This is a genomic window from Hymenobacter sp. IS2118 (assembly GCF_000715495.1).
In the GTDB taxonomy this organism is placed as follows: Bacteria; Bacteroidota; Bacteroidia; order Cytophagales; family Hymenobacteraceae; genus Hymenobacter.
In genome coordinates this window covers 1-12,207 of sequence record NZ_JNLX01000160.1, presented here as the reverse complement: position 1 = coordinate 12,207, position 12,207 = coordinate 1, and the positions used below count along the sequence as shown (strand labels likewise).

General features: G+C 63.1%; 13 protein-coding genes. 6 read left to right on the top strand and 7 right to left on the bottom strand.

Features of this window, described 5'->3' with window-relative positions:
* The first annotated feature begins 104 nt into the window (after nucleotides 1–104).
* The 4 genes from GM79_RS25570 (at nucleotide 105) to GM79_RS16635 (ending at nucleotide 3,690) form a co-directional block, all read left to right on the top strand.
* Nucleotides 105–689 carry a hypothetical protein gene (locus GM79_RS25570; RefSeq protein ID WP_035566097.1) on the top strand — a complete coding sequence of 195 codons (585 nt, stop codon included), beginning with the start codon at nucleotides 105–107 and terminating at the stop codon, nucleotides 687–689.
* A 208-nt stretch (nucleotides 690–897) separates the two neighbouring features.
* Nucleotides 898–2,220, top strand: coding sequence for an AAA family ATPase (locus GM79_RS16645; RefSeq protein ID WP_235184093.1), 1,323 nt, complete (start codon nucleotides 898–900; stop codon nucleotides 2,218–2,220).
* Entirely contained in the window at nucleotides 2,204–2,959 is a 756-nt protein-coding gene (locus GM79_RS23265; protein ID WP_081867829.1) for an RloB family protein, read from the top strand. The genes GM79_RS16645 and GM79_RS23265 overlap by 17 nt, the downstream gene beginning before the upstream one ends.
* A 311-nt stretch (nucleotides 2,960–3,270) precedes the next feature.
* Nucleotides 3,271–3,690, top strand: coding sequence for a hypothetical protein (locus tag GM79_RS16635; protein ID WP_035566094.1), 420 nt, complete (start codon nucleotides 3,271–3,273; stop codon nucleotides 3,688–3,690).
* A 127-nt stretch (nucleotides 3,691–3,817) separates the two neighbouring features.
* Here the strand turns inward: GM79_RS16635 and GM79_RS16630 are convergent, their stop codons facing one another.
* The 3 genes from GM79_RS16630 to GM79_RS16620 form a co-directional block, all read right to left on the bottom strand.
* Entirely contained in the window at nucleotides 3,818–4,159 is a 342-nt protein-coding gene (locus GM79_RS16630; RefSeq protein WP_152560041.1) for a hypothetical protein, read from the bottom strand.
* A 419-nt stretch (nucleotides 4,160–4,578) separates the two neighbouring features.
* Nucleotides 4,579–4,938 carry a CoA-binding protein gene (locus tag GM79_RS16625; protein ID WP_035566088.1) on the bottom strand — a complete coding sequence of 120 codons (360 nt, stop codon included), beginning with the start codon at nucleotides 4,936–4,938 and terminating at the stop codon, nucleotides 4,579–4,581.
* Nucleotides 4,939–5,318: 380 nt separating this feature from the next.
* Nucleotides 5,319–6,887 carry an NAD(P)/FAD-dependent oxidoreductase gene (locus GM79_RS16620; RefSeq protein ID WP_035566085.1) on the bottom strand — a complete coding sequence of 523 codons (1,569 nt, stop codon included), beginning with the start codon at nucleotides 6,885–6,887 and terminating at the stop codon, nucleotides 5,319–5,321.
* A gap of 222 nt (nucleotides 6,888–7,109) precedes the next feature.
* Between GM79_RS16620 and GM79_RS16615 the strand changes: the two genes are divergently transcribed.
* Entirely contained in the window at nucleotides 7,110–8,429 is a 1,320-nt protein-coding gene (locus tag GM79_RS16615) for an MFS transporter (RefSeq protein ID WP_035566083.1), read from the top strand.
* Between the two features lie 26 nt (nucleotides 8,430–8,455).
* Here the strand turns inward: GM79_RS16615 and GM79_RS25565 are convergent, their stop codons facing one another.
* On the bottom strand, nucleotides 8,456–8,611 hold the full coding sequence (locus GM79_RS25565; protein WP_161787205.1) for a hypothetical protein: 156 nt from the start codon (nucleotides 8,609–8,611) through the stop codon (nucleotides 8,456–8,458).
* 81 nt (nucleotides 8,612–8,692) lie between these two features.
* Nucleotides 8,693–8,869 (bottom strand): hypothetical protein, encoded by a 177-nt coding sequence (locus GM79_RS25560; RefSeq protein ID WP_161787204.1) that lies wholly within the window; start codon nucleotides 8,867–8,869, stop codon nucleotides 8,693–8,695.
* 85 nt (nucleotides 8,870–8,954) lie between these two features.
* On the opposite strand from GM79_RS25560, the gene GM79_RS16605 reads away from it, so the two are divergent.
* On the top strand, nucleotides 8,955–9,278 hold the full coding sequence (locus tag GM79_RS16605; protein ID WP_035566080.1) for a DUF6572 domain-containing protein: 324 nt from the start codon (nucleotides 8,955–8,957) through the stop codon (nucleotides 9,276–9,278).
* 1,017 nt (nucleotides 9,279–10,295) lie between these two features.
* Here the strand turns inward: GM79_RS16605 and GM79_RS16590 are convergent.
* Entirely contained in the window at nucleotides 10,296–10,961 is a 666-nt protein-coding gene (locus GM79_RS16590; RefSeq protein WP_035566075.1) for a hypothetical protein, read from the bottom strand.
* A gap of 86 nt (nucleotides 10,962–11,047) precedes the next feature.
* On the bottom strand, nucleotides 11,048–12,151 hold the full coding sequence (locus GM79_RS16585; RefSeq protein WP_035559885.1) for an ISAs1 family transposase: 1,104 nt from the start codon (nucleotides 12,149–12,151) through the stop codon (nucleotides 11,048–11,050).
* Between the last annotated feature and the right edge of the window lie 56 nt (nucleotides 12,152–12,207).

Genomic DNA, 12,207 nt, shown 5'->3' with positions numbered 1-12,207 from the left:
CGTGTGAGTACGCCCCAGTACTCACACGCTTTTGCGCCAACCCAAAACGTGTGAGAAAACCGCCGCTCGGTCCTATCTTGGGCCGTCACTTTTGCTGCCCCGCCATGCCCGATGCTTCCGTGCTGCCAGCCATCCGGGCCCACTTCGGGCTGCGCCAGGCCGATTTGGTGCCCTGGCTGGCCCTCAGCCGCGACCAGATAGCCAATGTGGAAAACGGCCGCGAGGCGCTGCCCCGCCACGCCCGGTCCTGGCTGCGGCCCTGGGCCGAGGCGCTGGCCCAGGCCGCCGCCGAAGCCGCTGCCCTGCCTGCCGAAGCCTCCACTCCGGCACTGCCCAGCACCGGCCCGGCCCCGGTGCTGGCCCGCCTCGCCGAGTGCTACTACCAGGCCCAGCGCCTGGGGCAGCAGCTGGCCGCCCTGCACGCGGCCCAGCGCGTGGCCGCCGCCCGCTTGGCCGCTGGCCCGCTACTGCTAGCCGCGCTACCCCTGGTATCACCCACGCCCGAGACCACCGCCCTGGCCCTGCGCCGCCGCTGGCTGGCCCGCCTGCTGGCCGCCGCTACCGACGCCCTGGCTCCCGAAGCCCCGGCCGGTCCGTTGGCCGCCGCCCTGTTGGCCGCCCGCCGCCGGGGCCTCCTGCACGAGGCCGCCAGCCTGCGCGCCTGGCTGGCCGGCGAGGCGCTGTTGTAGGGCAGTAGGTCCGGTTTTTTGTTCGCTCGGCTGGCTCATGGCGCCGGCGGGGAAGCGTGCAGGTTGGCGAACCAACTCGGGGGTGGCGCTTGGGGCGAACCGGCAATACGGTCGTCGTAAGCCCAGCTACCACACGCCTGGTTGAAAAACAACGCCTACATTTGAGCCGTTGACAACAAAAAACCGCTTTATGTTAATCAGTTTTAGCGTGCGAAACTTTCGCGCTTTCCGCGAACGGGCCGAGTGGAGCCTTGTGGCTTCGGCCGATAAAACCCGGGAAGAGGACAATGTAATCGACGTGCCCGCCTTCGGGCTGCGCCTATTGAAAAGCGTCGTGGTGTACGGGGCCAACGCCAGCGGCAAAACCAAACTGGTAGAGGCGCTGGGGTTTATGCAGCAATTCGTGCAGGAATCATCCGCGAGCGGTCAGACGGGCAAGCCCACCGGAGTCGAGCCGTTCCGGCTTAACCCCACGGCGGCGGCGGCGGCTTCCGAGTTTGAAATCCAGTTCATTCACCAGGACGTACTGTACCGTTATGGCTTTGAAGTAACGGCCAAGCGGGTAGCGGCCGAATGGCTGTTTATGCGGGCCGCCAAACGGGTGCGCAACACGCCGGAAGTGGAGCTGTTCTACCGCACCGGTCAGGATATTACGTTTCATGCGAAGCAGTTTGGGGGCATCGTGGGCGAGTTGGTGAAGAATGCCGCCGTGCGCGAAAATGCGCTGCTGCTGTCCGTCGCCGCGCAGTTCAACCAGCCCCGCGCCGTGGCGGTGCTGGCGTGGTTTGGGAGGATGATGTTTCTGGGAGTGGGGAATGAAGTTTTGGAAAAGGCTTTAACACTAATGGGGCTTCGGATGGAAATTCTCAAACCGGATATTCTGCAATTTCTGGAAGCTGCTGACTTAGACCTCACCGATGTCCTCGAAGGGAAACAACCCGGCCTTTCATTTCATCAGGACAGTCCCCCAGCCGAAACCAGCGTGCAACTTATGGAATGGATGCAACAGGAGCATACGAGCATAAAAACCGTACATCGTGCCTACACCGACGCGCACGAGCCAGCTGACCCAGTGGAGTTTTCACTACTCCAGGACGAATCGACCGGCACGCAGAAATTGCTAATGCTGGCTGGGCCGGTGCTGGATGCCCTTGCTGTGGGACGGATTCTAGTAGCCGATGAGTTGGACGCCCGCCTGCATCCCAACCTGGTATGCAAAATTGTCCACCTGTTCAACTCCAAAGCCACCAACCCGCTTAACGCGCAGCTCCTGTTCAATACCCACGACACGAATCTGCTGGCTTCTGGCAATTTCCGGCGCGACCAAATCTGGTTCACGGAGAAGAGCCGCTACGGCGAGGCCACCCTCTATTCCCTGGCCGACTTCAAAACCGACCAGGTGCGCAAAGACGACGACTTCGAGGCCAACTACGTGCGCGGCAAGTACGGGGCCGTGCCCTACCTGGGCAACTTCACGGCCCTGCCCACCCCGCCCCCCGAACCCGCGCCCAAGCATGAAAATGCAGGATAAGCGGGCCGCCGAACAGCAGCAGCGTGCCGAGCACCGGGCGCGTATCCAGGCCGATAAGGCCCGCCGCCAGCAGCCTCGCCCCCTGGCGCGGGCCGCCCCGGTGCGCGAGGAAAACCCGGTGCTGCTTATCCTCTGCCAGGGCACGGTAACGGAAGTGGAGTACTTCAACCATTTCGAGCTGGCCACGGCCGACATTAAAGCCCTGGGGCGGGCCTACGACCCCGAAAAGCTGGTGCAGCACGCCCTGGACCTGCGCGAGGCCGCCCGCCCAACCAAAAACCCCTACCAACAAGTATGGTGCGTGTTCGATAAGGACGATACCGGGCCGGGCAATTTCCACGCGGCCATTCAGCGGGCCGAAGCCCAGGGATTGCGAGTGGCCTATTCCAACCAGGCGTTTGAGTACTGGCTGCTGCTGCATTTCGACCCGCACCCCGGCGGCGGCATGAGCCGGGAGCTTTGCGGCCAGCGGCTGGAGGAATTGATAACCGCCGTCGACCCGCATGTGCGCTACCATTCTACCAAAGGCAAACACATCAGTCGGGCCCTGTTCGACCTGCTGGAAGCCGCCGACCCCGGAGCGGCGGGCCAGCTCCCGCGCCGCAAAGTGGCCGTCGGCCGCGCCAGAGCCATTGCCGAACGCTGGGCCGCGCAGGGCATTGAGCCCGCTTACCGGGAGTCAACCACGGAGGTCTACCGGCTGGTGCAGGTGCTGCAACAGCACCTGCCCGCCCATTGAACCGACCGGCGGCCCGCCGTCTACTGCCTAACCCGAGCTGCGAGCAAACCGCGTAATTGCGACGGATGGGTAGAAAACCGCGCTAGTAGCTGATAAAGCCGCGTAGCGGCAGTAGATTTCCATGCGGTGGTTTAAAACGAGGTGGGGTTGGAGAGCTATTGCTCCCTTATCGCGCGCCTGGCTGGCCGGCGAGGCGCTGGCGTAGGGCGAAATAAAATAATCAGCTATTGGAATACCATGGCGCGGCGGGCGGGCGTTAGGGGGGCGCGGCACGCCGCCGCACCGCGTTCACCTCTTTCCTTTTTTCTGTTATGCAGTACCCCATAGCCCTGTTGCTCACCCGCGCTGATTGCCTGGCCGTGAAGGCCGACACCCAGGAAGACATCGACCGCACCACGTTCCGCATCACGGCGGCCACCCGCTCGGCCACGCTACAAACCAACGAGGCCACGGCCGACTCGGCCGAAATCAGCTCCCTCACCGACCAGATTACGCCCCTGGAAACCCGCGTGGCCACCATGCCCGCCGGCGAGGCTCGCACCAAAGAGGAGCTGCGCCTGCGCGGCCTCAAGCGCCAGCGCGAAGAGCTGCAGGACCAGCAGCTCGGCGGGCAGGGCGGCCGCGGGGCCTTCCGCCGCAGCCGGGAGCTGGACGCGGCCCAGCGGCAGCTCGTGGGCTACCAGGACTGCCTGGCCCAGGTGCAGGCCCGCCACGATGCCCTGCCCGCGTAAGTAGCCGCGTTGTCCCACAAAAAAAGCCTGGCCGTCGCCAGGCTTTTCTTGTGGACATCCTGCTCCGATAAGTGTAGGAAAGCGCCTTGGCGCGTTCGGCGCCCGAGAGCGGACCGCCGGAAAACGCCTACCCCTGAGAGCAGACTGCCGGAAAACGCCCAGCCCGGTCGCGAAAGCGAGCATAAACGGGCAGGTTGGTGAGCAGCAGCAGCCCCAGTGCCGCCAGCGACACGGCCCAGGCAGTGCGGTAGAAGGCGTCGGTTTGGGAGGCCGCCGCCGCGCTTTCCAGTTGAATCGCCAAAGCAATGGCCGCCGGCAGTTCGGCCTGCTGGCCCAGGCGCACCAGCACGTACACCGTGGTGATGGCCTGCCCCCCGCACGCGCAGCGGCAGCCGGCCCTGCAGCCGGCTGCTGTCGGTGCCCACGGCCACGCCCGCCCGCCGGCTCTGCCAGCGCTGGGCGTCCTCATCAAAATAAAACAGGGTGTTGTCGAGGCTGGGCCGCACCAGTAGCTGGATGGCTTCGGCGTAGCGGCTGCGGTTCTGCACCCGGAGCCGCAGCCGCAGCCAGAACTGGCGGCTCCGCGCCGGCCGCAGCGAGTTGGCAGCCCCGAAGACTAGGTCCGTATCGGTGCGAACCCTTTCCCAGGAATAGTCCCGGTCAGCCAATACACCGCTACCGACTAAGGCCACGCGGCCGGCTGGGCGGCCGGCAAATAAGGAGCAGGTGTATCCGGTGCGGCGCGGAACGGGCGGTAAGAATCGGAAGCGCAAAGATGCGTCCTTCTGCCTATCGACAGGCAGCCGTACGCGCCGCCCAACGTAGCCCGCCCTCCGCTTGCGCTCCGTTCTGCCTTGCTACTCGCTGTTTAGTTCGGGTTACTTGCCCCTAATACTGCCCAATCGAAAGCAGCACCAGCGTGCAGGCTTCTTCGGTGGCAATGCCGCGCTCGTGGGCCAGGCGCACCAGCTCCGGGTTTTCGGTGCCGGGGTTAAACAGGATGCGTTTGGGTTGCAGGTCCAGAATGTAATCGTACCACGCCGGCTGGTTCCGGGTGCCCACGTACAGCGTCACCGTGTCGATGTCGGATGCCTGCGGCCGGTCGGTGTGGATGGCCAGGCCCGCCACCTGCCCCTTGCGCAGGCCCACCGGCACTACTTCGTGGCCGTGGTTTTTGAGCATGTGCGCCGCGCGGAATGCGTAGCGTTCGGGGTTGTCAGAAGCACCAAGAACGAGGGTCTTTTTCATATGCTATAAGGTAAGTCCGCAGCCTTGGGCCAGCGGGCAGGAGGGAGGTGAAACAAATCGTAGGACTCCGGCTGATACGAAACCTGCCGGCCTTGTGGTTGAAATGAAGCTCGGCGTGTGTTCGGCCGTGTGCTGACTTGATGCTACAGGACCGACGTACTCGGCGGCTGGCGCGCGTCTGCGAAGCGCGGCCCGCTGTCCGGGCGTTTCCAAACGCCCCCGTTCGCACCGTACAAGCGCGGCTTTGGGGTTCGTTCGCCTACGTCGCGTCAGAGACGCGAAACCAGTGGGCAGCGCGTCGGAGACGCGCGCCAACCGCCGAGTGCGTCAGTTCTATGCTAACAACCGACACCCAACAACTGACAACCAAATTATGGCTCTCAGCGGCGCAGGGCCAGCACCGCTTCGGCGCAGCGCTCGCCATCCATCGCCGCCGACACGATGCCGCCGGCGTAGCCCGCGCCCTCGCCGCAGGGAAACAGGCCCCGCACCACCGGGTGCTCCAGAGTGTCCTTGTCGCGCGGGATGCGCACCGGCGCCGAAGTGCGGCTTTCGACGCCCACAATCTGGGCGGCATTGGTGGCGTAGCCGGGAATTTTCCGGCCAAAATCGGCGAAGCCCTGGCGCAGCCGCTCGGCCAGCACCGGCCCCAGCACGTCGTCCATGCGGGTAGACACCAGGCCGGGCTGGTAAGAGGTTTCCAGTAATTCGGCCGACTGCTTCTTCTTCAGAAAATCGCCCAGTAGCTGGGCGGGCGCGCGCTGGGTGCCGCCGGCCGCTTGGCAGGCCAGCTGCTCGATGGCCTGCTGAAAGTGCAGGCCCGCCAGCGCCCCGTACTGCTTCACGTCTAAGTCGGCTAGCTCCACGGCGGCCACGATGCCGGAGTTGGCGAAGCGCGAGTCGCGCCGGCTGGGCGACATGCCATTCACCACTACCTCGCCGGGCGCCGTGGCCGCCGGCACAATGAAGCCGCCCGGACACATGCAGAAGGAGAACACCCCGCGCTGCTCGCCGCGCACTTCCGTCTGGTGCACCAGGGCGTAGGACGCGGCCGGCAGCAGGCCGCGCTCCGGGCGGCGGTACTGGGCCTGGTCAATTAGCGCCTGGGGGTGCTCTACCCGCACGCCCAGCGCGAAGGGCTTGGCTTCGATGAGCACGCCGCGGCGGTGCAGCAGCTCGTAAATGTCGCGCGCCGAATGGCCGGTGGCCAGAATGGTGGCTTCGGCTTCGATGGCCTCGCCGGTGGCCGTAAGTACGCCGCGCAGGTGGTTGTTTTCGAGAATGAGGTCGGTGACCCGCGTGTCGAAACGCACTTCCCCACCCGCCGCGATGATGGCCTCGCGCAGGGCCTGCACCACGGCCGGCAGCTTGTTGGTACCAATGTGGGGATGGGCGTCGACCAGAATATCGGGCGTGGCGCCGTGCTGCACCAGGCGCCGTAGCACCCGGCCCACGTCGCCGCGCTTGGTGGCGCGGGTATAAAGCTTACCATCGGAGTAGGTGCCCGCGCCGCCTTCACCAAAGCAGTAGTTGGATTCCGGGTTCACGAGCTGCTCCTTGTTGATGGCAGCCAGGTCGCGGCGACGGGCGCGCACGTCGCGCCCGCGTTCCAGCACGATGGGTTTCAGGCCCAGCTCCAGGCAGCGCAGGGCGGCGAACAACCCGGCCGGTCCGGCCCCAATGATGAGGACACGGGGTGAATATTCTTTCACATTTGGATAAACAAACCAAGGGCCGAATAAGTCCGTCGGTGGGGGGCTTTGGTAGATGTCTGCCCGAAGGCGAACCAGGGCCTGCCGACCCCGTGCATCGATAGAACGCCGGCGTAAGTGTACAAAATCAGCTTCGCCCGGCGCCAAGCCGGCATGCTGCAAAATAGCCTCGTACCGGGCCAGCTCATCGAAAGCAACTTCAGGGGGGAGGAGTAACTCCAGCTCTTGTTTTAACATTTGTGTAATAAGAAAGGTGGCTATCCTTTAAGGTTATACCCGCTTGTCGGGTATCGCGCCCCAAAGTTACGCGAGACGTATCGGCCCCAAAAAGTCTCGCCTCAAGCACGCTCCTGCCAACTATTCGGCGGCGCGATGTCCGGTTGGGCAGCGCGTGAGCGATGCGTGCCCGCCCGGCACTCCTACAACCTTGGGCGAGTTCAAACAGCGCTAATTTGCCGCATGATTTCACCTTCTCCCACGCCCCCGGTTTCGCGGTTGCGTTCCATCATCAGCGGCTCCATCGGCAACCTGGTGGAGTGGTACGACTGGTATGCGTACTCGGCCTTCGCGCTGTATTTCGCGCCGGTGTTCTTTCCCAGCGGCAGCGCTACGGCCCAGCTGCTCAACACGGCCGCCATCTTCGCGGTGGGCTTTTTGATGCGGCCCTTGGGGGCGTGGGTTTTGGGCGCCTACGCCGACCGGTTTGGGCGGCGGGCGGCGCTGCTGCTGTCGGTGCAGCTCATGGCCGGAGGCTCGCTGCTGATTGCCGTCACGCCGGGCTTCGCCACGATTGGGGTGGCGGCGCCGGCCCTGCTGCTGCTGGCCCGGCTCATTCAGGGCATCAGCGTGGGCGGCGAATACGGCACCTCGGCCACCTATCTCAGCGAAATGGCCGGCGCCCGGCACCGGGGCTTTTGGTCCAGCTTTCAGTACCTCACCCTCATGGGAGGCCAGCTGCTGGCCCTGGTGGTGCAGCTGGGACTGCAGCGCGTGCTCACCGCCCAGCAGCTCGGAGACTGGGGCTGGCGGGTGCCCTTCGTTATTGGGGCCGTGGCCGCTATGGGCGCGCTGTATCTGCGCACGCACATGGGCGAAACGGCCGCTTTCGAGCAGCAGCAGCAGCTGGCCACGGCTGGGGCTGAAGGAGAGGGCCGGCCGCCTTCTGTTAGCCAGCTGCGCCGGCTGATGCAGCACCCCAGGGCCGTACTCACGGTGGTCGGCCTAACACTGGGCGGCACGCTGGCCTTCTACACCTTCACTACCTACGCCCAGAAATTTCTGGTTAATACCTCGGGCTTCAGCAAGGAAGCGGCGACCCTTATTTCGTTTGGCGTAATGGCCATCGCCCTACTTTTTCAGCCCTTGCTCGGGGCCCTCTCCGATAAGATAGGCCGGCGGCCGGTGTTGCTGATGTTTGGCATCGGGGCCACGCTGGGCACGGTGCCGCTGCTGCGGCAGCTGGCCCAGACGCAGGACGCCTGGGTGGCGGCCGGCTTGCTGGTGGCGGCGCTATTCGTGGTGAGCGGCTACACGTCCATCAGTGCCGTGGTGAAGGCAGAGCTGTTTCCAACCGAAATCCGGGCGCTGGGGGTGGGCCTGCCGTTTGCGTTGACGGTGGCCATCTTCGGCGGCACGGCGGAATACGTGGCGCTGCTGGCCAAAAACCAGGGGGTGGAGGAGTGGTTCTACTGGTACGTGACGGGGTGCGCGTTTTTGTCGCTGCTCGTGTATTGGCGCATGGGCGAAACGCGCACCAACTCCCGCATGGCGCCCGAGTAGGGCTTTTTCTTCTAAAAGGGCGGCAGTTACAGCTGGCCGTCCGGGGCGGTTAAGTCGGGCATGTGGCAGGCATCTGCGATGAGCTCGGCGGAGCGGTGGATGGCCGTCGGCGAATGGCCCAGGTTCACCAGCATTACCTCATCGGCCTGGGTGGCAGCCTGGTAGTGGTTGAGCTTTGCCACCACCTGCGCGGGGGGGCCGTGCAGCGTTTTGCGGTGCCAGCTGTCGAGCGTCCGCAGCTCCTGCGCATCGTAGGGTTAGGCTTACGCCTCGGTCGGGGAAGGAATGACGTAGGACTGCTGGTAAATCATCCGCATCATGCTGTGGGGTAAGGCCCACGATTCCCGGTAGGCCTCCTGCGCATCCTCGGCGGCCAACACGGGCAGGCACACCATGGCATAGGGCTTGTCGAGCACGTCCGAGGGCCGGAAGTTGACCATTTGCAGAATGTAAGAGGGCTTAGCGTCGTATTTAAATCACCGTTTTCCTGAACTACACTTCCTGCTAATTGCTACCTTGGCAATCATGAGTATTGAACAAACAGATAAGATTGATTTTATCTCTATCTCTCCCGACTCGGAGGTGGTGCTAACCATCTCGGACCATCTTTCTTGGGAGGAAGACGAACACCTTGCCTTGCTGCAGGGCAAAATCAACTTGTATCTGGGGGTAATTCAAAGTGAGCAATTACTGGAAGTGTACCCTGCGGCAGAAGAACACCCGCGAGTAATCAGCGTCATTATGAAGTTTGACCCCCCAGAAGAAGCCGTCACATTCTTAACCCAAGCCATGGAAGTTCTTGCGGATGGGGGCATTGGATTTCGCTGGGAGGTTGTGAGCGACCAGTAAAGAGTTACGCTCGTAATTCCGAACCGGCCGTGTTTACCGACCTACCGTTTTCTTGAACGAGCCTTCTATTTTCGCCGCATGCACCTCTTCCACATGGCGTTGCTCGCCACTCTGCTAGGCCAAGCCGGGCTCCCGCCGCCTTTAACGCGGTCCGAACGAGCAGCACTGGCTTACCTGCGCACCCAACCTGCTTACTCCGAAGTGTGTGTCCCCCCAGCGGCAACCTGTGTCGGTGGCGACCTTTCAGTCGGAGCTAGCCGCCCGCTGGCCCCGGTACACGATGGAGTACTTGTTCGCGGTAGACCGCCGCGAGTCGCTGGCTCCCCGCCCAACTGCTCAGCCCTCGGCTTGTGCGTACGAGGTGGTGTTCTCGAGCCACCAGTTGAACCAACTGCTAGTATGCGAGGTGTTTCCTCGTGGAGACCGCACATTCATTGCATCGGAGGTATATCTGTTTCAAGTAAAACGACATAGGGTGCTCTTCATCAGCAAAAAGGTGGCTAACTATAATTAACCCCTCCTCCAACTGAACAGGGCGCGTTTACCTTGCCACCGTTTTCCTGAACTAGGCTAATTTACGAAGTCCCACCAGCAGCAAGCCATGTTGGCGATGCGCGGGTTTGGGCCGCAGTGTCTTCAACGATTCAAGCCAAACTTTAAGGCGGTGGCACGTGCATCGACGAAAAGCTCAAAAATGTACTGGCATGCTTCCGACTCTGAGCGAAACGTTTTTCGCTCGTTTTCACCCCCTCGTTCGTCGAAGTAGAATACGTCCCAGCCAGTGTAGTGGGAGAGCAAAATGATGGCGTCAGGTTGTAAAGAACCATCCAAGGAATAGTGACCTCTTCGAACGTTCATCGACGCTAGTCTCACTTGCAGCTCCGAAGTATTCATGGGTGGGTGTTAAGCCAGGGCTCTTGTAGGTTTTTTCAAAGCAACACTCCAAAAACCAAACGCAGCGCGTTTAAGCCAGTACCGTTTCGCTGAACGAGGCATCGAGCAGCTGGGCGGCCAGGGTTAGAATAAGTACAGGCCATCGTGCAGGCGGACCACTTCTTGGCCCAGGCAACGGCGATACTCCCATACCGGTTGGTCAAACGTGCGGTAAGTGCCGCAGGCGAGTGTGCGCGTGTCCACCACGGCCACGCGTTGATGCCCCATATCGCTGACGAACAGATACGCGCCGTCGTACACGACCACGTCCTCGGGGTGGTCAAACTCGCCCGGTACCAACTCTTCGCTGCCACCTACTACGCCTAGGGCCCGGCCGTCTAGGGCATAGCAGGCCACGCGGTGCATCGCTGGGTCGACCACCCACAGGTGCTCGTTCCCATCGACGGCCAAGGCATAGAGGCCCATGCCTGGGTCCACGGAGGTGGGCAGCGCCCGGACGATGGCTCCATCCGGTGCAAACTCGCGGACCACGTTTTCGTGGAAGTGACACCGCAGGCTGTGACCCGAGGGCAGAAATGCCACGGCTTCCCCGTTCTGGTACGGGCCGCCGAGGCCCCGATACTTGGCGGCGTTGTAGGCGGAGGCGGAGATACCAGCCTGCTCCACCAGATTATGGTGGAAGTAGGCTGCCACACTACCCGCTAGGCCGGGTCGCAGCGTTCGGTAGAAGAGCCCTTCGGAGGTGCTCACCAAGTCATATGCATCCGGTTCGGCAGCAAGTTGGGTCAAGACAATAGGATGGGTACGAAATGCACAAAATACGCTCCTTTCACCAAACGACCAGCAGTAGCCGACCAGCAGTCAGACTAACCGCACTATGCAAGTTGGTGGCAAATCTGGGTCAGCAGCTCTTCTAAATAGGCATCGTTCCATCCGAGCCGCTTTCGTTTTTTCTTGATGCTGACCCGTGTGGGGTCCTGTTGCAGCAGGTTAAGCGCCATTTTGCGCACGAGGGCCAGGTTTTCCACGGCTTGGGCCTGGCGCAAGCGGTGGGCGTCTTCGCCCAGCGTCACGTCCAGGTGCCAGTGGAGCTTGTTTTCAATGGCCCAGTGGTCGCGCACGGCGGCCGTGGCCTGGGCCGGGGTCAGGCTCGCGCGGCTGCTGAGGTAGTAGCGCACGGCCTGCGACTGGGCCGGTCCGTCGACCGGGTGGCGGGTGGTCGCGACCCGGACCAGGGCGGCCAGCCCCGGCCAACGGCCTTCTTCATCGACCCAGCGCAGGTCGGTTTGGACGCTGACCTGGGTGCAGAGCGGGGTGTTGTGGGAGGCCAGGCTCCAGGATTCGAGCGTCTGCCGAGCGGGCACCTGAGCCAGGGCGCGTTCGGCCTCGGCCAAGAGCGTGGCCTGGTTCTCCTTGAGGGCCAGCAGGTAATCACCGCCTTGCTGGCAAATCTGGGCCGCGATGGCAGGTTGGCAGCTGAGCGCATCGAGGCTGACGAGGCAGCCGCGTACGTCGAGTAGGGCCAGTACGTCGGGGATGGCCGCCAGTTCGTGGCCTTTGCCCGCCGTGGCCACCTGGGCCAGGCTCAGGCCCTGGGCGCTGGCCACGGCCGACACCACGTGCAGCGCCTGCGGGCCGGAGCCGCGCAGGGTCTTACCGTCGATACAAACCTGGCCGAGTTGGTCGGCGGGCAGCACCTGCCGCATCCAGGCCAGAAAGGCCGCGTTGAACGCCGCCGCGTCCAGGTGCTGAAAGACCCGCCGGAAGGTATCGTCGGACGGAATACCGTTGTCCAGCGAGAGGTAGCGCCGAAAGACGGGTTCTTTCTGCTGGCCAAACCAGGCGATTTCCTCAAAATCGTCGGCCCCGCTCAGCACAGCTAGCACGCTGATAACGAGAATGTCTAATAGTTTGTGGCGAAAGTTTTTATTCTGCCGCCGGAAGTCCGGCACGTCGGCTAAGTGGGTGAGTAACGACATCGAACCAAGGGGGTAAGCCGCAAATTTACCCTTGCGCACATAGTGCGGTTAGTCTG